Origin of the sequence: Pseudoxanthomonas mexicana, from assembly GCF_010093385.1 — a bacterium.
Lineage (GTDB): Bacteria > Pseudomonadota > Gammaproteobacteria > Xanthomonadales > Xanthomonadaceae > Pseudoxanthomonas_A > Pseudoxanthomonas_A mexicana.
The window spans coordinates 1-23,213 of sequence record NZ_PDWV01000005.1 but is presented as its reverse complement, the minus strand read 5'-3'; the positions used below and the strand labels follow the sequence as shown (position 1 = coordinate 23,213).

At 67.2% G+C, this 23,213-nt stretch carries 18 protein-coding genes and 3 pseudogenes; 8 read left to right on the top strand and 13 right to left on the bottom strand.

The window, feature by feature from the left end; all coding sequences use genetic code 11:
* Positions 1-180: 180 nt before the first annotated feature.
* Positions 181-915, bottom strand: a complete 735-nt coding sequence (locus tag CSC76_RS03125) for an SURF1 family protein (protein WP_162108605.1) — start codon at positions 913-915, stop codon at positions 181-183.
* Between the two features lie 89 nt (positions 916-1,004).
* Here CSC76_RS03125 and CSC76_RS03120 point away from each other — a divergent pair, with 89 nt between their 5' ends.
* Positions 1,005-1,226, top strand: coding sequence for a twin transmembrane helix small protein (locus tag CSC76_RS03120; protein WP_162108604.1), 222 nt, complete (start codon positions 1,005-1,007; stop codon positions 1,224-1,226).
* A gap of 120 nt (positions 1,227-1,346) precedes the next feature.
* Here the strand turns inward: CSC76_RS03120 and CSC76_RS03115 are convergent, their stop codons facing one another.
* Genes CSC76_RS03115 through CSC76_RS03095 form a run of 6 tightly spaced genes read right to left on the bottom strand, consistent with a single transcriptional unit; the run spans position 1,347 to position 6,052 of the window.
* Complete coding sequence (locus CSC76_RS03115; protein WP_162108603.1) at positions 1,347-2,225, bottom strand: cytochrome c oxidase subunit 3; 879 nt, start codon at positions 2,223-2,225, stop codon at positions 1,347-1,349.
* A gap of 27 nt (positions 2,226-2,252) precedes the next feature.
* Positions 2,253-2,831, bottom strand: coding sequence for a cytochrome c oxidase assembly protein (locus tag CSC76_RS03110; protein WP_162108602.1), 579 nt, complete (start codon positions 2,829-2,831; stop codon positions 2,253-2,255).
* On the bottom strand, positions 2,828-2,962 hold the full coding sequence (locus CSC76_RS19225) for a hypothetical protein (protein WP_260618863.1): 135 nt from the start codon (positions 2,960-2,962) through the stop codon (positions 2,828-2,830). Before CSC76_RS19225 ends, CSC76_RS03110 begins: the two co-directional genes overlap by 4 nt.
* A 19-nt stretch (positions 2,963-2,981) precedes the next feature.
* Positions 2,982-4,595, bottom strand: coding sequence for a cytochrome c oxidase subunit I (gene ctaD / locus CSC76_RS03105; RefSeq protein ID WP_162108601.1), 1,614 nt, complete (start codon positions 4,593-4,595; stop codon positions 2,982-2,984).
* A 35-nt stretch (positions 4,596-4,630) separates the two neighbouring features.
* The gene (gene coxB, locus CSC76_RS03100) at positions 4,631-5,557 is read right to left on the bottom strand and encodes a cytochrome c oxidase subunit II (protein ID WP_162108600.1); all 927 of its coding nucleotides are present in this window, start codon (positions 5,555-5,557) and stop codon (positions 4,631-4,633) included.
* An 18-nt stretch (positions 5,558-5,575) separates the two neighbouring features.
* Positions 5,576-6,052, bottom strand: coding sequence for a DUF2244 domain-containing protein (locus tag CSC76_RS03095; protein ID WP_162108599.1), 477 nt, complete (start codon positions 6,050-6,052; stop codon positions 5,576-5,578).
* Positions 6,053-6,314: 262 nt separating this feature from the next.
* Here CSC76_RS03095 and putA point away from each other — a divergent pair, with 262 nt between their 5' ends.
* Positions 6,315-9,530, top strand: coding sequence for a bifunctional proline dehydrogenase/L-glutamate gamma-semialdehyde dehydrogenase PutA (gene putA, locus CSC76_RS03090; protein ID WP_379606023.1), 3,216 nt, complete (start codon positions 6,315-6,317; stop codon positions 9,528-9,530).
* 515 nt (positions 9,531-10,045) lie between these two features.
* Here the strand turns inward: putA and CSC76_RS03085 are convergent.
* Positions 10,046-12,025, bottom strand: a complete 1,980-nt coding sequence (locus CSC76_RS03085; protein WP_162108687.1) for a lipase family alpha/beta hydrolase — start codon at positions 12,023-12,025, stop codon at positions 10,046-10,048.
* A 348-nt stretch (positions 12,026-12,373) separates the two neighbouring features.
* On the opposite strand from CSC76_RS03085, the gene CSC76_RS03080 reads away from it, so the two are divergent.
* The gene (locus CSC76_RS03080; RefSeq protein ID WP_162108598.1) at positions 12,374-13,180 is read left to right on the top strand and encodes a hypothetical protein; all 807 of its coding nucleotides are present in this window, start codon (positions 12,374-12,376) and stop codon (positions 13,178-13,180) included.
* Positions 13,181-13,589: 409 nt separating this feature from the next.
* Here CSC76_RS03080 and CSC76_RS03075 read toward each other — a convergent pair whose 3' ends face one another.
* Positions 13,590-14,570, bottom strand: coding sequence for an IS5 family transposase (locus CSC76_RS03075; protein ID WP_162108597.1), 981 nt, complete (start codon positions 14,568-14,570; stop codon positions 13,590-13,592).
* Between the two features lie 83 nt (positions 14,571-14,653).
* A pseudogene (locus tag CSC76_RS03070) lies at positions 14,654-14,872 on the bottom strand (transposase); the annotation flags it as partial.
* A gap of 47 nt (positions 14,873-14,919) precedes the next feature.
* Here CSC76_RS03070 and CSC76_RS03065 point away from each other — a divergent pair.
* A complete protein-coding gene (locus tag CSC76_RS03065; protein WP_162108596.1) occupies positions 14,920-15,804 on the top strand; it encodes a GGDEF domain-containing protein in 885 nt (294 codons plus the stop codon).
* 14 nt (positions 15,805-15,818) lie between these two features.
* Complete coding sequence (locus CSC76_RS03060) at positions 15,819-16,772, top strand: SMP-30/gluconolactonase/LRE family protein (protein WP_238394855.1); 954 nt, start codon at positions 15,819-15,821, stop codon at positions 16,770-16,772.
* Between the two features lie 109 nt (positions 16,773-16,881).
* Here CSC76_RS03060 and CSC76_RS03055 read toward each other — a convergent pair whose 3' ends face one another.
* Positions 16,882-18,318, bottom strand: a complete 1,437-nt coding sequence (locus tag CSC76_RS03055) for an outer membrane protein transport protein (protein WP_162108595.1) — start codon at positions 18,316-18,318, stop codon at positions 16,882-16,884.
* A 355-nt stretch (positions 18,319-18,673) separates the two neighbouring features.
* On the opposite strand from CSC76_RS03055, the pseudogene CSC76_RS03050 reads away from it, so the two are divergent.
* The 3 genes and pseudogenes from CSC76_RS03050 to CSC76_RS03040 all read left to right on the top strand — a co-directional run.
* A pseudogene (locus CSC76_RS03050) lies at positions 18,674-19,237 on the top strand (rhomboid family intramembrane serine protease); the annotation flags it as partial.
* 82 nt (positions 19,238-19,319) lie between these two features.
* Complete coding sequence (locus CSC76_RS03045) at positions 19,320-19,640, top strand: DUF1820 family protein (RefSeq protein ID WP_162108593.1); 321 nt, start codon at positions 19,320-19,322, stop codon at positions 19,638-19,640.
* A gap of 63 nt (positions 19,641-19,703) precedes the next feature.
* Positions 19,704-20,969: a cation:proton antiporter gene (locus CSC76_RS03040; protein WP_162108592.1), complete on the top strand. Its 1,266-nt coding sequence runs from the start codon at positions 19,704-19,706 to the stop codon at positions 20,967-20,969.
* Between the two features lie 31 nt (positions 20,970-21,000).
* On the opposite strand, the pseudogene CSC76_RS03035 reads toward CSC76_RS03040, so the two are convergent.
* A pseudogene (locus CSC76_RS03035) lies at positions 21,001-22,320 on the bottom strand (S41 family peptidase); the annotation flags it as partial.
* A 116-nt stretch (positions 22,321-22,436) separates the two neighbouring features.
* The coding region (locus tag CSC76_RS03030) for a murein hydrolase activator EnvC family protein (RefSeq protein ID WP_162108590.1) at positions 22,437-23,213 on the bottom strand (777 nt) is incomplete at its 5' end.

Here is a 23,213-nt window from a genome sequence, read left to right as displayed (position 1 = left end):
GCCCGCTGGATGTCGTACAAGGCCGCTCGATGGCCGTTCGTGGTGAGCCTGTCGAACCACGCGCTTCGCGATGATCGACCCGTCACGACAGCCCGGCCTGCCGTGGATACCGGGGGCCGGCAGGCTCACTGCATGCCGATCGCGTCCCCCGAGCATGCGGGCATGGCGGGTCGAAGATGTCTACCGGCCCTGTCTACCGGCTCGCCGGCTGCGCCAGGTCAGGACCAGCGCCGTGATGAACACCGCAGCGGCCAGGCCGAACCACTGCACCGCGTAGCCCATGTGGCGTTCCGGCGGCAGCGTGTTCGGCAGGATGTCGAGATCGCGGGCGTAGCCCAGCGGCAGGTCGGGGTCCAGCTTCAGCACGCGCGGCGCCAGCGCCGGCAGGGACAGCGCCTGCGCCAGCGCCTCCCGCTGCAGGGCGATCACCAGCAGGCTGCCGTCCGCCAACACCGTGGGCGAAGCCCGGGCGATGCCTTCCGACGGTGGCGGCACCAGCAGGCCGGCGATGCGCTGCGGGCCCCGCAGCGGGGCCACGGCCGGCATCGTGCGGTCGCCCGGCACGGGCAGCCAACCCAGTTCCACCAGCAGCGGCTCGCCGCCGCCCGAGGGCAGGAACACGCGGTAGGCGCGCACGCCCGGCTGGCGGTCGCGCGTCTGGTTGTCCAGCAGGATGGCCGGGCCGGGCAGGAACTCGCCCTCGCCCACCACCCAATCGTAAGCCTGCCACCGCGACGCATCCGCGGCCAGCGCCATCGCCTGCGGCTGGCGCTCGGCCAGCACGCGCGCGGTGTCGGCCAGCATGGCCTCCTTCTGTTCGGCCCGACCCCACTGCCAGGCACCCAGGCTGCCGAACAGCGACATGGCCAGCACGGCCAGTGTCCAGCCGATCGGCAGCGGCATGCGCCGGCTCATGGACTGCGTCCGAATGTCGCACCCACCCCGGGCTCACGCCGGGGAAGCGATAATGCCTGCCTCATTGCCCGCGCCCCGCCAAGGACGCCATGAACGATTCGCTGAAAACCCTGCTGATCATCGCCTTCCTCATTCTCATCGTGTGGAACCTGGGTGCCGGCCTTTACTACATGCTGGTCGACAAGAGCGAGAGCAAGCGCACCGTCAACGCCCTGACCCGGCGCATCGCCCTGTCCGTCGGCCTGATCCTGCTGGTGGTGCTTGCCATCAAGATGGGCTGGATCCAGCCGCACGGCGTCAATCCCGGCTGACGCCGGCCGGGATCCGGCCGCAGAGATCCGGGATTCGCAAAAGCAAAGAGCGACGGGCGACCGTCGCTCTTTGTGCACTCGGGATGCGCGCTGCGACTCCCGTATCCCTGGTCCCGCCTCTTACAGCACGTAAACGAACAGGAACAGGCCCAGCCACACCACGTCCACGAAGTGCCAGTACCACGCCACGGCCTCGAAGCCGAAGTGGTTGTCCTTGCTGAAGTGGCCCTTGGCGCAACGGAACCAGATGATCGCCAGCATGATCGTGCCGAGGGTCACGTGCAGGCCGTGGAAGCCGGTCAGCATGAAGAAGGTGGAACCGTAGATGCCCGAGCCCAGGGTCAGGTTCAGTTCCTTGTAGGCGTGGATGTATTCCTCGGCCTGGAAGAACAGGAACGTGCAGCCCAGCAGCACGGTGGCGCCCAGCCAGATCAGCAGCTGACTACGGTTGCCGGCCTTCAGCGCGTGGTGCGCGATGGTGATGGTCACGCCCGAGGTCAGCAGGATCAGCGTGTTGAGCAGCGGCAGGCCCCATGCGGGGATGGTCTGGAACTGACCGCCCACCTGGCCCGGGCCGGCGCTCGGCCACGCGGCGCTGAAACCTTCCCACAGCAGGCTGTTGGTCATCACGCCGTCGCCCTCGCCGCCCAGCCACGGCAGCGCCAGCGTGCGCGCGTAGAACAGGGCGCCGAAGAAGGCGGCGAAGAACATCACTTCCGAGAAGATGAACCACACCATGCCCATGCGGAAGGACACGTCCACCTGGCGGTTGTAGTTGCCGCCCACCGACTCGCGGATGACGTCGCCGAACCACATGAACAACGTGGCGCACAGCATCAGCACGCCGGCGTAGAAGGTCCACATGCCCCACGAGATGTCGTTCAGCCAGCTGGCCACGCCGACCATGGTGACGAACATGGCGATGGAACCCACGAACGGCCACTTGGAGCTGTGCGGCACGAAGTAGATGTTGGCGTCTGGCGAATGGGTTTGTCCCATGGCGTGGCTTCCGGTTGCTGAGCGTGATCAGGGTGCCGCGAGCGGCGAGGGCGATGCATGGCCCCTGCCGATCTGCGCGGTCAGTGCATCGTTCTTGAAGAAGGTATACGACAGGGTGATCGTCTTCACCTCCGCCGGCAGGTCCGGATCCACGATGAAGCGGACCGGCATGTCGCGGCTTTCGCCGGCCTGCAGGGTCTGGGCGGTGAAGCAGAAACACTCGGTCTTGGTGAAATAGCCCGACGCGCGCGCCGGCGCCACCGACGGCACCGCGCTGCCCACGATCGGGCGCTCGCTGTCGTTGCGGGCGAAATACTTGGCCTCGTACAACTCGCCGGGCACCACCTGCATGGTCAGCTGCTCGGGATGGAAGGCCCAGGGCAGCTTGGAGTTCACGCCGCCGTCGAACTGCACGGTGACGATGCGCTTGGCCTTGGCGGCAGCGACGGCCGCGGCTTGGCCGGGGCCCTGCTCCAGGCGGATGCCGAACACCTTCTCGCAGGCGATGCGGTAGAGCGGCACCAGCGAGAACGTCAGCACGAACACGGCCACGGCCACGCCCACCAGCTTGAACAGCCCGGCCGAGTTGGACGGGGACGCGCTCATGCGCCCAGCACCGCGCGGCCGATGAACGCCACGAAGATGGCGAAGGCGATGCCGCCGATCACCCACGCGGTCCGCAGCACCGCCTTGCGGCGGCGCGCGACTTCCTCGGGGGTCAGGACGGGGGCGTTCATGGCGCGAGGGTCGACCGTATCAGTGCGTCACGTCGCCGTGCGCCAGGTCGCCGTCCTTGATGACCGGCGGCGTGGTGAAGGTGTGGTGCGGCGCCGGCGACGGCACGGTCCACTCCAGGCCCTTGGCGTTTTCCCACGCGCGGGCGTCGGCCTTCTTGCCGCTGCGCAGCGAGGACCACAGGATCGCAGCCATCATGAACGGCGTGACGAACATGCCGAACGCGCCGATCGAGCTGACCAGGTTCCAGTCCGCGAACACCGGGTTGTAGTCCGGGATGCGGCGCGGCATGCCGGCCAGGCCCAGGAAGTGCTGCGGGAAGAACAGCAGGTTGACGAACACGATCGTCCACCAGAAATGGAACTTGCCCCAGAACTCGTTGTACATGCGGCCGGTCCACTTCGGCCACCAGTAGTAGGTGGCGGCGATGATGGAGAACAGCGCGCCGGTCACCAGCACGTAGTGGAAGTGCGCCACCACGAAGTAGGTGTCGTGGTACTGGAAGTCCGCCGGCACGATGGCCAGCATCAGGCCGGAGAAGCCGCCGATGGTGAACAGGATGACGAAGCCCACCGCCCACAGCATCGGGGTTTCGAAGCTCAGCGAGCCGCGCCACATCGTGCTGACCCAGTTGAACACCTTCACGCCGGTCGGGATGGCGATCAGCATGGTCGCGAACATGAAGTAGATCTCGCCGCCCAGCGGCATGCCCACCGTGAACATGTGGTGCGCCCACACGATGAACGACAGGAAGGCGATCGAGGCGGTCGCGTACACCATGGCCTGGTAGCCGAACAGCGGCTTGCGGCTGAAGGTCGGGATGATTTCCGACACCACGCCGAACGCCGGCAGGATCATGATGTAGACCTCGGGGTGACCGAAGAACCAGAAGATGTGCTGGTACATCACCGGGTCGCCGCCGCCGGCCGCGTTGAAGAAGCTGGTGCCGAAGAACTTGTCGGTCAGCAGCATGGTCACCGCGCCCGCCAGCACCGGCATCACCGCGATCAGCAGGAACGCGGTGATCAGCCAGGTCCAGCAGAAGATCGGCATCTTCAGCAGGTCGATGCCCGGCGCGCGCATGTTCAGCACCGTGGCGATGATGTTGATCGCGCCCATGATCGAGCTGATGCCCATCATGTGGATGGCGAAGATGGTGAAGGCCACGTTGTAGCCGCCCTGCAGCGACAGCGGCGGGTACAGCGTCCAGCCGCCCGCGGGCGCGCCGCCCGGCAGGAACAGCGACATCAGCAGCAGGCTGAAGGCGAACGGCATGATCCAGAAGGACCAGTTGTTCATGCGCGGCAGCGCCATGTCCGGCGCGCCGACCTGCAGCGGGATCATCCAGTTGGCCAGGCCCACGAAGGCCGGCATCACGCCGCCGAAGATCATGACCAGCGCGTGCACGGTGGTCATCTGGTTGAAGAATTCGGGCGTGACCCACTGCAGGCCCGGGACCATCAGTTCGGCACGGATCACCACCGACATGCCGGCGCCGATGATGAACATGATGAAGCTGAAGATCAGGTAGAGGGTACCGATGTCCTTGTGGTTCGTGGAGAAGAACCACCGCTCGATGAAGCCCTGCTGGTGACCGTGGTGATCGTCGTGATGGTCGACGGCGGAGTTGGCCATGTGCTTGCTCTCTTGCAGCTGATGCGTGCGGTCGATCAGCCCTGCGCCGACGGCGCGGGGGTCTCGGCGATGGGGGCGGCGTCGGTGGCCGGCGCGGCGTCGGCCGGCGCGGCTTCCGGCGCGGCCGGTGCGGGTTCGGCGGCCGGGGCGGGCTTCTTCGAGGCCAACCACTGCTCGAACTCGGCCTTCGGCACGGCCTTCACGACGATCGGCATGAAACCATGGTCCTTGCCGCACAGCTCGGCGCACTGGCCACGGTAGATGCCCGGCTCCTTGATGTCGGTCCAGGCCTCGTTGACGATGCCCGGGATGGCGTCCTGCTTCCAGCCCAGCGCCGGCACCCACCATGCATGGATCACGTCGTCGGCGGTGATGACGAAGCGGATCTTGGTGTTGGTGGGCAGCACCAGCGGATTGTCGACATCCAGCAGGTAGTGCGGGTTCTTGGCGTAGTCGGGCTGCTCGCCGCTCTGGCGGATGCGGTCGGATTCGCGGTCCAGGCGGCTGGTGAAGGACACGTCCTCACCCAGGTAGTCGTACTTCCACATCCACTGGTAGCCGGTGACCTTCACGGTCATCTCGGCGTCGCGGGTGTCGTACATGGCGATCAGCTTGGCGGTGGCCGGCCAGGCCATTACCACCAGGATCAGCACCGGGATGACGGTCCAGATGATCTCGGCGGTGGTGTTGTGGCTGAACTGCGCCGCGACCGCGCCCTTGGACTTGCGGAACTTGAACATCGCATAGCCCATCGCGCCGAACACGATCAGGCCGATCACGATGCAGACGATCAGCGCCACCATGTGCGCGTCGTAGGCGTGCTGGGACGAGGCGGTGACGCCCTTGCCCATGTTCAGCTGCCACGGCTTCGGGTCCGCTGACTGCGCCCATGCCAGCGCCGGCATCGCCAGCAGCATGCACGCCGTCACCAACCGCTTCCACATCCCATTCACTTGCGTCATTGCCTAGACCCCAATGCGTCATCGGTTGCGGCCGCTCGCGGCCGCCAGTAGATCCTGCAGCGTGTCCGCCAACTCCCGGCGTTCGGCCGGACCCAGGAAATCGCCCACCTGGACCTGCCTGCCGCTGGAAGCCAGCGAAACCCGTTCGCCTCCCCGCTCGATGCACAGCCGCACCCAGTAGGGGTGCGCCCGGAACACCGCCCCGGACCGGGAGGTGGTCACCCCCACCGCCTCGGGACCGATGCGGATCTCCTCGCCCTGTTCGCCGCCGCGCCACAGCGCGCGCAGCGCCAGGGCGAGGATGGCCGAATGGAGCAATGCGAAAGCCGGCGCGAAGGCGTTGCCTCCCCACCAGCCCAGCATGGCGACGATCCACATCGCGCCCGACAGCACGGCGAACAACAGGATGAACTGGCGGCGCGAAAGCGCCCTCGGTGGCCGCAGCCTGAGCCGCGCACCGTGTCCGTCCCACGTTGACGGCACCACTTCGATCATGTCGTCCGCCACACGATCCGGGCTGCGGAAAACCGCCAAATGGTAGCCCCGGCCACACTTTGCGGCAAGTTGCATTGATCCTGGACAAGGCGCGCCGGCCCGTCGTGCCCGCGCTGGCATGGCGTTCCGGAGGCATTCCGCGACGGTCATCACCGCACGGACAAGCGCGCCTGGGCCCCCCGACAGAGGGCGGGCGACGGGCATATCCGGGCCGACCTTGCGGCCCTAAACTAATGGACTGCCTTTGGACTGCCCCGCCGTCCTGTCGAGCCCCTCTCCCTCGCCGTCGCCCGCCGCCCCGCCCGCGGACGGCATCATCGCCCCCGAACTCCCCGCACCGCCGTCGCCGCTCCGCGCCGCCATCACGGCCGCCTGGCTGCGCGACGAGACCGAACACGTGCGCGAACTGCTGGAACAGGCCCGCCTGCCCGGCACCGAGCAGGCCCAGGCCCAGAAACTGGCCGTGGACCTGGTGAAGCGGGTCCGCGCCCGCGCCCAGGACCAGGGCGCCATCGAGGCCTTCATGCGCCAGTACGACCTGGGCAGCGAGGAGGGCGTGCTGCTGATGTGCGTGGCCGAGGCCCTGCTGCGCATCCCCGACCAGGACACGGCCGACAAGCTGATCCGCGACAAGCTGGGCGATGCGGATTGGGAAAAGCACCTCGGGCAGAGCGACTCGGTGCTGGTGAACGCCTCCACCTGGGGCCTGATGCTGACCGGCAAGCTGGTCAACCTGAACGACCTGACCCGCGCCGACGTGCCCGGCGCGTTCAAGCGCCTGGTCGGCCGCGTGGGTGAACCGGTGATCCGGCTGGCCGTGCGCCAGGCCATGCGCATCATGGGTCACCAGTTCGTCATGGGCCGGACCATCGACGAGGCGTTGGCGCGCAGCCGCAAGGGCGGGAACGCCGACTACCGTTACTCCTTCGACATGCTGGGCGAGGGCGCGCTGACCACGAAGGACGCCACCCGCTATCTGGAGGCCTACCGCCAGGCGATCCATGCGATCGGCCGCACGGGGCCGTTCGCGGATGTGTTCGCCGCCCCCAGCATCTCGATCAAGCTGTCCGCGCTGCACCCGCGCTACGAGCACGCCAAGCGCGCCCGCGTGATGAAGGAACTGGCCCCTGCCATCCTGGAGCTGGCGCAGCTGGCCAAGTCGTACGGGATCGGCTTCACCATCGATGCCGAGGAAGCCGACCGGCTTGAGCTGTCGCTGGACCTGATCGAGGCCACCTTCTCCGACCCGTCGCTCGACGGCTGGGAAGGCTACGGCCTGGCCGTGCAGGCCTACCAGAAGCGCACGCCGTATGTGATCGACTTCCTGGCCGACCTGGCCCGCCGCGTCGGCCGCCGCATGCCGGTGCGCCTGGTGAAGGGCGCGTACTGGGACGCCGAGATCAAGCGCGCGCAGATCGACGGCCACCCGGGCTACCCGGTGTTCACGCGCAAGCCGAACACCGACGTGTCGTACCTGGCCAACGCACGCCGCATGCTCGACCAGGGCGATGCGCTGTACCCGATGTTCGCCACCCACAACGCACAGACGATCGCGGCGATCCGCTCCATCGCGCAGGGCCGGCCATACGAGCACCAGAAGCTGCACGGCATGGGCGACGACCTGTATGCCGAAGTGGTGCCGAAGCATCGACTGGACATCCCGTGCCGCGTCTATGCGCCGGTCGGTTCGCACGAGGACCTGCTGCCATACCTGGTGCGCCGCCTGCTCGAGAACGGCGCCAACAGCAGCTTCGTCAACCGCATCACCGACGAGAACGTCGCCATCGAGGACCTGGTGCGCGACCCGGTGCAGACGGTGTCGGCATTCGACGCCATTCCGCATCCGCGCATCCCGCTGCCGGTCGACCTTTTCCGGAGCCAGCCGGCTCCCATCCAGAATTCAGACAGGGACAACTCCATGGGCGCCAACCTCGCCAACGACAACGACCTGCGCGCGCTGGCCGAGCGCGTCAACGCCGCCGTCAAGCCATGGCGCGCCGCGCCGCTGGTGCCGGGTGCCGTCTTATCCAGCACGCCGTTGCCGGTGACCAATCCCGCCGACCGCCGCCAGACCGTCGGCGAGTGGCAGCCGGCCGACAGCGGCACCGTCGAGAAGGCGCTGGCGAACGCGGTGGCCGCGCAGCCGGCGTGGGACCGCACGCCCGCCGCCAGCCGCGCGGCGATCCTCGAGCATGCCGCGCACCTGCTGGAACAGCGGATGGCCGACTACATCGCCCTGTGCGTGAAGGAAGCCGGCAAGACCATCCCCGACAGCGTGGCCGAAGTGCGCGAAGCGGTGGACTTCCTGCGCTTTTACGCCGCCCAAGCGCGCGCGCAGTTCGGTGCATCGGAACAGCTGCCCGGCCCGACCGGCGAGTCCAACCAGCTGCAGCTGCAGGGCCGCGGCGTGTTCGTCTGCATCAGCCCGTGGAACTTCCCGCTGGCGATCTTCCTGGGCCAGGTCAGCGCCGCGCTCGCCGCCGGCAACAGCGTGATCGCCAAGCCGGCCGAACAGACCAACCTGATCGGCTATGCCGCGATAAAGCTGCTGCACGAGGCCGGAATTCCCGAGGCGGTGCTGCAGTTCCTGCCGGGCGACGGCGCCACCGTCGGCGCCGCGCTGACCAACGACCCGCGCGTGGCCGGCGTGGCGTTTACCGGCTCCACCGAGACCGCGCGCGCGATCAACCGTGCGCTCGCCGGCCGCGAGAGCGGCCCGATCGCCACGCTGATCGCCGAAACCGGCGGCCAGAACGCCTTCATCGCCGACTCCTCCGCGCTGCCGGAACAGCTGGTCAAGGACGCGATGGGCTCGGCCTTCACCTCCGCGGGCCAGCGCTGCTCGGCCGCGCGCGTGCTGTTCGTGCAGGACGACATCGCCGACAAGGTGATGACCATGCTGGCCGGTGCCATGGACGAACTGAAGATCGGCGATCCGGGCATGCTGTCGACCGACGTCGGCCCGGTGATCGATGCCGATGCGCTGAAGATCCTCGACGACCACGCCGCGCGCATGGCCAAGGAAGCGCGCCTGATCAAGCAGGCCAATGCCGGCGAGGACACCGCGCACGGGACGTTCTTCGCGCCGCGCGCATGGGAACTGACGTCGCTGGACCAGTTGCACAAGGAGATCTTCGGACCGGCCCTGCACGTGGTGCGCTGGAAGGCCGACCAGCTGGATGCGGTGATTGACCAGATCAACGCCACCGGCTACGGCCTGACCCTGGGCGTGCACTCGCGCATCGACGAGACCATCGACCGCATCGCGGCGCGGGTGAAGGTGGGCAACGTCTACGTCAACCGCAACCAGATCGGCGCCGTGGTCGGCGTGCAGCCGTTCGGCGGCCAGGGCCTGTCCGGCACCGGCCCCAAGGCCGGCGGCCCGCACTACCTGCCGCGCTTCGCCACCGAGAAGACCGTCACCGTCAACACCACGGCCGCTGGCGGCAATGCATCGCTGCTGACGCTGGGCGACTGAGCCGCACGCGATACGCCCTTCGGCGATCTTCGAGCCCCGCTCCGGCGGGGCTTTTCTTTGGATAGTCCAAGCGCAGAAGCATCCCCTCGACATCCTGCAAGGTGTTCAAAGCCACCATCTGTTGCCACTTCGAGAGCAAGGAACATCCCTCCGAAACCATTGTCAGCAAGTTTCTACCGCAGTTGCCCGCACCCGCAGAACTGATAGGCCGCGCGCGTGGCCCATTGCCAATACGCCTCGCTGGGATTTTGCCAACGATTCCTACAGTCTCGCGACCAACCCGCTGATGCGCGACATCCAGTGCATGCTCGCTCTGTCGCTCGACGGCGATGGCCGCAGAAAGGACTCGTTCTGGCGCGAGTGAGTGGCGCCGTATCAGCGCGCGCGCTCCGAACTGCTGCGCGAGGAAGGAAGGGCCGGGCGCCCCCTGATCGAGGACATCAAGACCGCCAGTTCGCAGTTCTTGCGAAATCAACCCCACAACCTGAATTCAGCCGCATATTGCAGCTTCCCTGTCACTGAGCCACTTTGCGAGGTAGCCGGCCGCGCTGATCGAGGTCTTCGTGCAGGATGCGCCGGATCTCGAGGATGGCTTCGGGGGCTTCCTGCACGCTGTGCCCGGATACGATCACTTTCTCCGACGCCGCGCCGGGCAGGTGCGCGCTGCGATAGGGCACCAGCCCGTCGTCGGAGGCCGGCAGCGGGGTATCCGGATTATTCTGGGCGATGATCGAGTGGTAACGCACCCGCGGCGAGATGGGCAGGTCAGCTGCGACCTGGATGAAGGGATCGGTTTCGCTGAGGTTGTCGATGCTGTTTGGCGGGGCGGCGGGGCGGTCGTCGTCGCTGTCGGCCAGCGTGTGGAGGACGTCCTCGAAACCTGCGAGCACGGTGAGCGGCAGCCGCACCAGCCGTGAGATCCAGCGCCCCAGCAGGTTGCCGGCCACCTTCGTGCCGCGGTGGGGGGCCGCGATGAAGATCGCGCGTTCGACGCCGGGGAAGGGCTCGAATCGCAGCATCGGCTCCAGCCGGCCGCGGATCCGCGCCAGGCGGCCGTCGTCGAGGTCGCGGTGTTCCAGCAGCCAGTTCCACAGGCGGTCCCCCGATGAGGACACCAGCAACCGCGACAGCACGCCACCCATGCTGTGTCCGATCAGCACGATGCCGCGCGAGGCCGTATCGCTGCCGTCCGGATCGAAGTGTTGCAGCGTTTCGGTCATGATCCGGCGGATAGCGGACTGGTTGTAGGCGATCGGCAGGTTGGTCGGGTAGTAGACCTGCCAGACTTGGAAGTTCTGGCGTAGGGTCTCGTCGCCGAGGATCTCGTTGGCGACGTTCACCCAAGCCTCCGGGCTGCTCGCCAGTCCGTGCACCATCAGGATGATGCGGCGCTGCGGGTCATACGGCTGCATCAGGTACAGGTGCGGCCGGTCGATACCCTGTTCCCGCCCAAGCACGGTGTGCAGGGATTGTGTGGCGAAGTCGGAGCGCGCCAGCCACAGGCCGTACCCGGCGGTGTAGTTGGCGGCCAGCGGCATCTTCTGTCCGTGCAGTTCGGTGGCCGCGTCGCGGTAAGGGTCGTACGCGCTGAGCACGATCTCGCGCGTGTCGAGGACCTGGTCGAGATCGTCGCCGACGTAGCGGATCAGCACGGTCAGCGCAGGCGACGTCATCTCGCTGTAGGCCTTCCTGCGCGGGCTACGCTCTGTTCCCGGCGGCGGAGCTTCCGTGACGGCCGTCGCCGGGTCGTCCTCCATGACAGCCACCACCTCGGCGCCGAAACCGTCGCGGCGGTATGTGCTGCGCAGCCCGGTAAAGGCCAGCGACGCGGCCGGGACCACCTCATGGGGCATGGTCAGGCCTTCTGGCAGGCGCACGCGGGACAGGTCGATGCGGATGGTCCAGCCGGCCGCGTGCGTCGTGTAGCCGATGCCGGACGGGTCGGCGTGTTCGTCCCGGCGCTGAAACAGCCCGATCGTCGCCTGCTGGATGGCGTAGTTGTAGTAGTCGCGGACCTGGGTCTGGCGATCCTCGAAGGCGCGTTCGCCGGGCGCGCGTCCGCTGAAGAACAGATAGGCATAGGCGTGCCGGCCGACCTCCAGCCAGGCATCCAGTTGCAGGTCGGACATCGGCTCGCCTTCCCGGGAGGCGATCTCCATCACCTGCTGCAACCGCAGTTCGGTCAAGGCAGCCAGGCGGCGCTCGGGGTCGATGCCCTCGGTGCCGGCAAGCGCCTCCAGGCAGGCCTGTGCTGGCGTGGCGCACGGCCCCTTGCCGTCGAGCCCGGCAACCCGCACGGTATCCTGGGTGGCGGCGCTGAGCCTGCCCGTGGTCAGGATGTCGCCGCGCTTCATCGCGATGTACTCACCCGGCCCCAGCGACTTGACCTCGACCATCGCGCAGCCGCCGGTCAGCAGGACGCAGGCCAGCAGCAAGGCCGGCAGCGCACGCCAGCGCCGCGATCCGGTTCGGGTGGTGGCTGCACTGGTGCTCATTCGGGGGCTTCCGTGGCGCGATGCCGGGGGCGCTGTGGCGGATCGCCTGCGGGAGCCGCGCACGGTCGCCGCTGATCTTCCCATGAAGCAATCTGCCTCGGATCGATGTCGAAGCGCTCGGCCAACTCGTGCTCGTCCTTGTTCGCGGCCAAGGCCACTTTGGATTTGAAGGCCGGGGCGTCGTTCCGGCGAATACCTAGCGTCATGATCGACCGCAGGGTGGCGATATCATCGCATCAGTGCGCAGCAAGTCCAACCGTCGCACTATTCACACTTCCTTGACGCCCCATCCAGCAAGTATGACCGCGGGCGAAAGACTCCGCCCCCCCACAAGGAGACAACCTCGATATGAAATATGTGGCCCCGCTGACACTTGCCGGCGCACTTGCGTCGGTCCTCGCCGCCCCCTTTGCCCATGCCGCAGACAACGATGATCGCTTCACCCTTCGACTGGGTGCGATGGACGCGGATACCCCAAGTGAATTCTATGCCAGTACCGTTTTCCAGGGCGAAGACCTGCAGTTCTCGCAGGACTTCGACCTCGGCAGCGAGGTCGTACCGCGTGTCGACGGCGTATTCCGCTTCAGCGACCGCAACCGCTTGATCTTCGATTACTTCAAGTATGACAAGGATCGCGAAGTGACTCTCGGCGAAGACCTGTCCTACGACGACGTGACCATTCCGGCCGGCGGTTTCGCGCGCGCGGAAGCCAACTTCGAACTCGCCAGCCTGTTGTACGACTTCTCGATCATGCAGTCGGATGCGGTCAGCGTAGGCCTGCAGATCGGCGCACAATGGGCCAAGTTGGAAGGCGGCCTTCGCGCCGAAGCCGGCGAGAACGTCTATGACGGTCGCGCCAGCGAAGACGGTTTCGCACCCGTCGTGGGCGCACGCGTCACCTTCACCCCGGGCGAGAAGTGGCTGGTCAACCTGCAGGCACAGTACATGGACGCAGGCTGGGGCGATTTCGGCGACTACGACGGCGACATCAGCCGCGCCAATGCTGTGGTGGAATACCGCTTCACTAGGAACTTCGGCCTGTTCGCTGGCTACGACTGGTTCAAGCTGGATGTAAGCACGGCAGGCAGCGATAGCGTGCTGGGACTGGACCAGCGGTTCAAGGGCCCGGTCGCGGGCGTGACACTGGCGTTCTGAATAGCAGGTAGCTGGAAAGGCACAACATCAGGGGCCGTTTCACTGCACCATTGACGCTGTTGGTTTGGTCTGTAGGCACACACCGTCCACATGCAAGCCGGGTTCTAACGGCCCTCTTTGGCGGTCATGAGATCATAGTTGCGGCTCGCACGACGACCTTTCCTAGGGCACGCGGTGATCGCGGCGGATTGGCGCTACCTGATCATCGCCGCGGCATTACTTGCAGGCCCTCATGTGGCAAAAAGTCTGCAGAAACCCCGCTCTCATACCCTGAACCATACGCGCTATGATCTAGGGAAGATCTGAACAACACGCCCCGAATCTTCAATTCCGGGCCACAGAGCAGTTTTTAGCTTCGTTCACCGCGTTTACGCGCTGTTTCCGGCGCTGCTTGGGGGGTTTCCCCGCCTTACAGGCGCACTGATCCCGTCGCCGGCAGCAATTGCCGGCGCGCCATCCACAGATTCGACACGGCGAACAGGGTTTGTACTTGCGCTGTGTTCTTCGCAAGACCGCGATAGCGCCCCTTGACGTAGCCGAACTGCCGCTTGATCACCCGGATCGGGTGCTCCACCTTCGCCCGCAGGCTGGCCTTGCAGTGCTCCCAGCGCGCGGCATGGCGACGATCCCGCTTGTTCTTCATCGCGCGCAGCTTCGATGGTTTCTCCGCGATCCAGAAGCCGGCGTCCATGTGCTGCAACTCCTCGCGCCTGTCCGCGCCCGTGTAGCCGCTGTCGCCGCAGATCGTGGCTTTCTTGCCGTGCAGCAGCTTGTGCACCTGGGTCACGTCGGCCACGTTCGCCGCCGTGCATCCCACGTGATGCACCAGCCCGGACGCATCGTCCACACCGATGTGCGCCTTCATCCCGAAGTGCCACTGGTTGGCCTTCTTCGTCTGGTGCATCGCAGGATCCCGCTCGCCATCCCGGTTCTTGGTCGATCTGGGCGCGGCGATGATCGTGGCATCCACGATCGTGCCGCTGCGCAGGCTCATACCCTCGCGCTGCAGGTGCGCATTGACCTTCGCCAGCAGCTTGGCCGCCAGGCCATGCATCTCCAGCAGGCGAAGGAAGTTGAGGATCGTGGTCTCGTCGGGAATACCATCCAGCCCGCCGATCCCCGCAAACCGGCGCATCACCGGCGTGTCGTACAACGCCGCTTCCATCGCCGGGTCGCTGAGCGCGTACCACTGCTGCAGGAAGCGGATGCGCAGCATCGTGGACAACGCGTATGGCTGCCGGCCGGGACGCCCCAGCTTCGGATAATGCGGCTCGATCAGCGACAACAGCGCCTTCCACGGCACTACCTGCTCCATCTCCGCCAGTAACACCTCCCGCCGCGTCTGCTTGCGTTGCCCAAGATCTTCGGCGTCCCCGAACGTCAGCTGCATCAGAAGTCATCCCGGAGGTGAGGCGGTATTGTCGCCGACAGATGGCGTGTTGTTCAGACCTTCCCTAGTGTCCCGTCCCGCAACTATCTGGCATAAATAATGGTTGATCTCCCAACTCCGGGGAGGGACGCCCGGATCTTGAGGAAGAAATAGGCGTGATCGCGGAAGCCGTAGGCGATGCGCTTGATGACCCTGATCTTGTTGTTGATGCCCTCGAGCAGCCCGGTATGCAGGGGCCAGCGTACCCGGCTCAGGATGCCGCGCCAGTAAGGCTTGAGACATTTGGCGAAGTGGATCAGGGCGGGCCTGGAGGGACTGGCCTAGTCGATCATCCAGTTCGTGCAGCAGCGTGCGCTCTCGCGGTGCGAACGCGCGCTGCTGCCGGTGTGCATCGCAATTCTCGCTGGTCGGCTGGGTGCTGCGCGGCTGGGTGCTGCGCGGCACGGTGGATGCGCAGGGCGCGGCGATGAGCGCCACCGAAGTGATCGTGCTGGTGGTGATGATCGGCCACCTGCTGGTGCTTCGGCGGGCGCCCGACCATGTCCCTGCGCGCCTGATGATCGGCGGCTGCCTGGTGCCGCTGTGGCTGTACGGCAGCGACCTGCTGGCGGCATTGACCGGAACGTACGGGCCCAATCCGATCTGGGTGAACCTGGATCTCTCGATCTGGTACCTGCTCAACTTCTGCATGCTGATGCTGGCCAGCTTCCGTGCCGCCGAACCCTTGCGGCGCGGCGCGCTCTTCGACCCGCTGACCGGCGCGCTGAACCGCCGCGGCCTGGACAACGAGCTGCAGTCGCAAGGTGCGTGGCGCGCGGCCGAGCACGGGCTGGCGGTCATCGCGCTGGACCTGGACCACTTCAAGACGGTCAACGACGACCATGGGCACGAGGCCGGCGATCTGGTGCTGCAGCGGTTCTCGGACGTGGTGCGCGGGTGCATCCGCAGCGACGACCTGTTCGCGCGGCTGGGCGGCGAGGAGTTCATGCTGGTGCTGCGCGACACCCAGGCCGATGCCGCACATGCGCTGGCCGAGCGCATCCGCCAGCAGGTGATGGCGCTGGAATTCGCGCCGATCGGCACCGGTTTCCGCGTCACCGTGAGCCTGGGCATGTCGTTCACCGCCGACCGCCATGCGCCCTACGACACCCTGGTGCGCCTGGCCGACGAAGCCCTGTATGCCGCCAAGCACAAGGGCCGCAACCGGATCGAGGTACGCTGGCACCCCGCCTGAACCCGAGGACCGCCGTGCCGCGGCGCCATCGTCTTGCCCTTGCGTTGCTCCTGTGCGGTGCCGCGCCCCTCGCCCAGGCATCCGCGTACCGTTCGGTGTGCCCCACCGATCCCGGCCATGCACCGTCGGGCGAACTGACCGCGACACGCATCGCCGCAGCCACCGTCGACGACGACCAGGACCGCCTCTATGAAGGCGCCGTGTGGAAGGACGGCGCGCTCTACCTGTCGGATTTCGTGCACAGCGGACGCTTCCCTTCGCGCATCCGCCGTTTCACCCCGCCCGATCGCTGGGAGACCGTGGTCGAGGACAGCGGCAGCAATGGTCTGGCGCTGGATACCGAGGGCCACCTCATCGCCGCCACCCACGACCGCAAGCAGGTGGCGCGCATCGCTCTGGACGACGGCACGCGGACGGCGCTCGTTTCCACGTACGAGGGTGCGCCGTTCAATTCGCCGAACGACCTGGTGATGGCCGCCGACGGCACGCTGTTCTTCACCGATCCGGACTACCAGCGCAAGGCGGCGCCGGGCGGCCAGCCGCTGACCCGCGTGTACCGCCATCGCGACGGCGCGACCACCGTGGTGGACGACACGCTGCGCAATCCCAATGGCATCGCGCTGTCGCCGGAGGGCGGGACGCTGTATGTGGCCGGAGGCACGGCCGACGGCGATGTGCTGCGCGCCTACCCGGTGGTCGATGGTATCCCGGGTGCCGGTCGCGACCTGGCCCGCATCTCGGGCGGCGACGGCCTGGCGGTGGACTGCCTGGGCAACCTCTACGTGACCGAACACGGCGAACGGCGCGTGCGCGTGTTCTCGCCGGCGGGCGAGGTGCTGGCCACCATCGGCGTGGATGCCAACATCACCAATGCCGCCTTCGGTGGCGCCGACCGGCGCACGCTGTTCCTCACCGGCGCGGCGAGCCTGTGGGCGATCGAGCTGGACGTTGCCGGCCTGCCGTATTGATCAGGTGCCCTGTGGCAAGCGGCCCCGTCGGCGGCGGCTTCCGGCGCGGACGCACAAAGAAAAACCCCGCCGAAGCGGGATTTTTCAGTAGTCAAACCATGCGTGGCTATCAAAACTTGTAGTTGACCGACGCAGCCAGGATGTCGCCACCCACATCGAACGCGCCGATCACGCGGTTGCCGGTGCTCGACGTCGTGCTGACGTTCGCGTCGTTGACGAACAGATGTGTGTAGCCCACGTTGTATTCGATCTTGTCCGACGGCGTCCAGGTCAGACCCAGCGACAGCCACTTGCGGGTTTCATCCGGTACGCGCAGTTCACGATGGGCGTAGGAGGTCGGGGTTTCATCGTATGCCAGGCCGCCTCGCAGCGTCAGCGTGTCGCTGAGGTGGAAGTCGGCACCGATGGAGGCAAACGTACTATCGTCGTAACCGAAATCCAGCACGGTGTCGGCCTGGTTCGAGGCGTAGTCCACCACGACGCTGTCAAAGGCCGAGGCCCAAGCGGTGCGGGTCAGATCGGCCATCACCGTCCACTTGTCGTTCACCTTGTGCGTGATGCTGAAGGTCAGCGTGGCCGGCAGGGTCACGGTAGCGCGGCCATCGGTATCCACGAACCAGCCCGGACGTGATGCCGCCAGGAAAGCGGCTGCGTTGTCCGGCACATCGAAGATGGCTTCGCCGTCGTTGATCTTGTGCTCGACCTTGGAGCGGTAGCTCAGGCCAAAGTGGGTGTTGTCGCTGGGGCTGAGCAGCGTGCCGATAGTGAAACCGACTTCGTTGTTCGACCCTTTGATGGTGCTGAAGCCATCGACGCTGCCCGGACTGAAGCCCAGCGCCGCCGCCTGCTGGGCCGCCTGCGCCGCCGCCGCGGCGGCTTGGGCCGGCGGGCCGCCCTGGGCCAGCACCGCAGCGGCGGCTGACTGCTGGGCACCCACGTTGATCACGGTACCGAAGTCGACCGCGCTGCCCAGTTCGATCTTCAGGTGCTCGACGAACACCGACGCGCCAAAAGACACGTAGGGATTTACGTCATAGGACAGTGCCAGACCAAGATCGACGGCCTCAAGCTCGGTCTTGACGGCGTTATAGCGGCCCACCCAGTTGCGGTCGTAATCGGTAGCAAAACCGAAGGGCGCAGTCAGCGACACACCGAAGTGCAGATTGTCGTTCTCGCCGAACGGCAGGTGGAAGTACGCGGCCGGAACCGGCGCGACCTTGCCAGCATCGCCACCGTTGCCACCCGAAATGGGGGCACCCGCACCGTTGAGATAGCGGCCTTCACCGTCGAAATCGGCACTGAAGCTGATGACGCTGAGATCGGCCTGCACTTGCCGGCCATCAAGTTGGCGCATGGCGGCGGGGTTGACGGCGATGACCGACGCGTCGCCCTCTGCGCTGCCCGAACCAGCAAAGGCGCGTCCCAGGCCTTTGGCGCTGTTTTCCTTCAGCTGGAAGGCGGCGGCATGCACGTCGCCGTAGGCCAGCACGCCCGCAATGCCGAGGGCCAGCGCGGAAACGCGGGCCAGGTTCTTGGTGAATTCCATCAGTGATCTCTCCGGAGACGTGGGTAAAAAGTTCGTCTGCGTCGTCCACGGCCGCGGTGTGTAATCCACCTTTCCGGCCTGCCGGAAGCCCCTCCCGACATACGACGCCGTATGCAGTATACCTGCTAACCAAACACTAACAATCGGCTGTAAGTCATTGCCCCTATTCAGTTTCGCCGCATCGCACCATGGGCAGTGCGGCGGCGACCCGGTACAGTGCGGCGCCATGTTCGTTTCCCTGCCTTCCCGCCGGAAACCCCCCGTCCGCTGGGCCACGCCGGCGCTGCTGGTGCTGCTGTCGGCGACGTTCTGCTGGGCGTTGACCCTGGAGGAAGCGGCCAAGGCCCACCTGCTGACCCAATGGGGCGCGCTGACCGGCGGCATGGTGGCGCCCGAAGTCTGGCTGGCCTCGCTGCAGCGCGGCACCGTGCTGCGGCTGTTCACGGCGCTGTTCCTGCACGCGGACTGGGCGCACCTGCTGGGCAACCTGGTGTTCCTGCTGATCTTCGGCCTGCCCGCGGAGCGGGCCATGGGGCCGTGGCGGTTCCTGCTGCTGTTCCTGGTGGGCGGCGCAGTGGCCAATGTCGCGGCGGTGCTGAGCATCGGCACGCCGGACCGCGTCATCATCGGCGCCAGCGGCGCCATTTCCGCCGTCATCGGCGCCTACCTGGCCCTGTTCCCGACGGCCAAGCTGGGCGTCGTGCTGCCCCTGGGACTGTTCCTGGAGTTCGTGAAGGCTCCGGCTTCGCTGCTGATCGGCATCTGGGCGCTGCTGCAGGTGGTGTTCGCCTATACCGGCCCGGCCTTCGGCGCGGTGGCCTGGTGGGCGCACATCGCCGGCTTCCTGTTCGGCGTGGTGTTCGCGCTGTTCGTGCGCGCCGCCATCGCCCGCCGGATGCGCAAGCGACAGGGATACTGAAGGCAGGAGTGAGGGGAGCGCGACGGCCGCTGCGGTTTCCACTCACTCCTCACTACTCCTCGCTCGCTCCTATAATCCCTGCATGAAGAACACGCTCTACAAGGTCACCTTCCACAACCACACTAAGGTCTACGAGGTGTACGCGCGCAAGGTCGCGGCCAGCGGCCTGTGGGGGTTCACGGAAGTCGCCGAACTGGTGTTCGATGTGCACGAAGGACTGGTGGTGGACCCCACCGAAGAGCGCCTGCGCGATGAGTTCGGCAACACCAAGGTGCTGCACCTGCCGATGCAGAGCATCATCCGGGTGGAAGAAGTGGAACGGAAAGGCCAGTCCGCGATCCGCGATGCCGCCACCGGCGAGAAGGTGGTGACGCCGTTCCCCATGCCGGCCAAGCCGCGCTGACCCGACGCAGGCACGGGGCGGCCCCGCCGGCCCTATGATGGCGCTCCACGCACGGGGCGCCCGATGTCCACCTCACAGCTGTCGGTCTACTTCTTCCTGCAGGCGGGCCTGATCATCGTGGCCTGCCGCCTGGTCGGAAAGCTCGCCCAGCGCCTGGGCCAGCCCCAGGTGGTGGGCGAGATGATCGCCGGCGTGATGCTGGGACCCTCGCTGTTGGGCGCGGTACTGCCCGAGGCGCAGGAGGTCCTGTTCCCCAAGGCCACGCTCGACACGCTCTACGTGGGCGGTCAGGTGGGCGTGGGCATGTACATGTTCCTGGTGGGCACGGAATTCCAGGCGGCGCATATCCGCTCGCGCTACCGCAGCGCGATGGCGGTATCGTGGGCCGGCATCGCGGTGCCCTTCCTGCTCGCTTTCGCGCTGGCGCCGTGGTTGCAGCACGTGCCGGGATTGTTCGCGGATAACGCGCGCTTCCTCGAAGTCGCCCTGTTCCTCGGTGCTGCCATCGCGATCACCGCGTTTCCGATGCTCGCGCGGATCATCCAGGAGCGCGGCCTGGCCGGAACGCCACTGGGCACGCTGGCGCTCACCGCCGGCGCGATGGACGACGCGGCCGCCTGGTGCATCCTGGCGATCGTGCTGGCCAGCTTCGGCGGCAGTTGGGAACAGGCATGGCTGGCGATCGGCGGCGGCATCGCCTACGCCGCCTTCATGCTGCTGGCAGGGCGACGCCTTCTGGCGCCGCTGGCAGCACAGGTGCCGGCGGATGGCCCCCTGCCCACACCGGTATTCGCGTGGGTGATGGCCGCCTTCTTCCTGTGCGCGTGGGCGATGGACGCCATCGGCATCCACGCGGTGTTCGGCGGCTTCATCCTCGGTGTCTGCCTGCCGCGTGGCGCGCTGACCGAACGCCTGCGCGAGCGCCTGCAGGGCATGGTCGTGGTGGTCCTGCTGCCGCTGTTCTTCACCTACTCCGGCTTGAAGACCCAGCTCTCCGTGCTGCTCGATCCCGCCATCCTGATGCCGGCGATCGTCATCCTGCTGGCCTCGTTCGGCGGAAAGGCGATCGCGTGCTGGGCGGCGGCACGGCTGTCCGGCGAATCGCCGCGCGACGCGAAAGCCATCGGTGCGCTGATGAACGCGCGCGGCCTGATGGAGCTGATCATCATCAACATCGGCCTGCAGGCGGGCCTCATCAAGCCCGGCCTCTTCACCATCCTGGTGATCATGGCGATCCTGACCACGCTGATGGCCACGCCGTTGTTCAACCGGATCATGCGCGACCGTCCCGCGACCGCCTTGCCGGCGACGGGCGACCCGCCGGCATGAGCCGCGGGAATCAGCGCGGGACGGCGGTCGGTCTGGCGCGCGCGGTGACGGCGAGTTTCTTCAGCTCCGCCAGTGCGGCATTCACCGGCGCTTCGCCGTCCAGCACATCGCCGGGCGTGTAGCCCGCCAGGCCTTCTTCATCGCCGCGCAGGTGACCGGGCAGGGTGGCCTCGGTGACATAGAGCTGGCCGTCCTGGCCGACGATGGCATCGGGCGTTCCGTCTTCCGGTTTGACCACCACGTCGGGGACGATGCCGCTGGCCTGGATCGACTTGCCGCTGGGCGTGTAGTAACGGGCAGTGGTGAGCTTGACCGAGTCGCCGTTGTCCAGCGGCAGCACCGTCTGCACGGAGCCCTTGCCGAAGGTGCGGCTGCCGACCACGCGTGCCCGGCCGTTGTCGCGCAGCGCGCCGGCCAGCACTTCCGAGGCGCTGGCCGAGCCGGCGTCGACCAGCACCACCACCGGCGCACCGTTCAGGCGGTCGCCCGGCGTGGCATCGAACTTGGAATCGCTGATCGGCAGGCGCCCCCGTGTGCTGACGATGGTGCCCTTGTCCAGCAGGTCGTCGGCCACCTGCACGGCGGCCAGCAGCAGTCCACCCGGGTTGCTGCGCAGGTCCAGCACCAGCCCGCGCAGGGCACCGCCTTCCTGCAGGCGCTCGAGCTGCTTCTGGAAATCGGCGGCGGTGTCGGTCTGGAACGCGCTGATGCGCACGTAGCCGTAGCCCGGCTCCAGCAGGCGGCCGCGCACGCTGGTCACGCGGATGGTGTCGCGCACCAGGGTGACGTCGAACGGCTTGGGCGTGCCCTCGCGCACGATGGTCAGCACGATCTTGCTGCCGGGTGCGCCACGCAGCGGCTCCATGCCGTCTTCGGCACTGATGGGCTTGCCGTCGATGGCGGTGATGAGGTCGCCGGACCGGATGCCGGCGCGGGCCGCGGGCGTGTCGTCGATAGGCGCGACCACGCGCAGGCTGCGGTCCGGCTCCTGCTGCAGTTCCACGCCGATGCCTTCGTAGGCACCGTTGGCCTGCTCGTCGAACGCCTCCGAATCCGCCTTGTCGAAGTAGGTGCTGTGCGGGTCCAGGTCCAGCAGCAGCCCACGGATCGCGGACTGCATCAGCTGCTTGTCCTCCACCGGCTCCACGTACGCTTCCTTCACCGCATTGAATACGGCGACGTAGCGGCGGATCTCCTCCAGCGGCACCTTCGACGGCGCATTCTCGGCGGCATCGGGGTCGTCGCTGGGCGCCACCACCGGCGGCGATTCCTGCGGCGCCTGCTGCGCCCGCGCGGGCATGGCCGCGAGCAGCGCGACAGTCAGGAGGGCCAGGGGAAGACGCTGCAGCATGCGGAACTCCGGGTGGGGCCTGGATGGACTCCGCGCACGGTGCGGGAGCTCCCCCGGATTATGCGTGAAGCCGTGCGACGCGGATGTTCAAGCCCGGTTATGCACCGCCGCACCGTTCATCGCCGCTGCAGCCACGAGGACGGGTCCACGGGTTGGCCATTGCGCCGCAGTTCGAAGTACAGCGCCGCCTGGCCCTGTCCGCCCGAGGTGCCGACGCGGGCCACCGCATCGCCACGCTTGACCCGGTCGCCGCTGTCCTTGAGCAGGCTGTCGTTGTGCGCGTACAGGCTCATGTAGCCGTTGCCGTGGTCCAGGATCTGGATCAGGCCGTAGCCGGTCATCCATTCGGAGAAGGCGACGGGGCCGTCCGCCACCGCCGTCACCGGCGTGCCCGCCGCTGCGCCGATCAACACGCCGGTGCTGGTGCGGCCATCGGGCATGCGGCCGCCGTAACGCGCCAGCAGGCTGCCCGAGACCGGCCAGCCCAGGCCGCCCACCTTCAAGGGCGGCGCCGATGCGACGACGGGTCGCGCAGGCGCGCTGTCGCGCGTGGACCGGCCGGTACCCGCGGCGTTCTCGCGCTTCTTTGCCGCGGCGGCTTCGGCGGCGGCGCGGCGCGCGGCGGCCCGGCGTTCGGCTTCGGCACGCGCGGCGGCGGCGCGCAGGTTGGCGAGCAGGCGTTCCAGCGAACGGGCGTCCTGGCCCAGGGCCTTTTCCTTGGCCGCGCGGTCCTGGTAGCGCTCGTCCAGGTCGGCGACCAGGCTCGCGCGCGTCTTGCGGTCCTTCTCCAGCTGCATGACCGCGTCGCGCTGCTGCGCACGGCGCGCCCAACTCGAGGCCGCGCGTGCGACGATCTCCTGTTCCACCTGCTCGAGCGCCGCCAGATCGGTGGA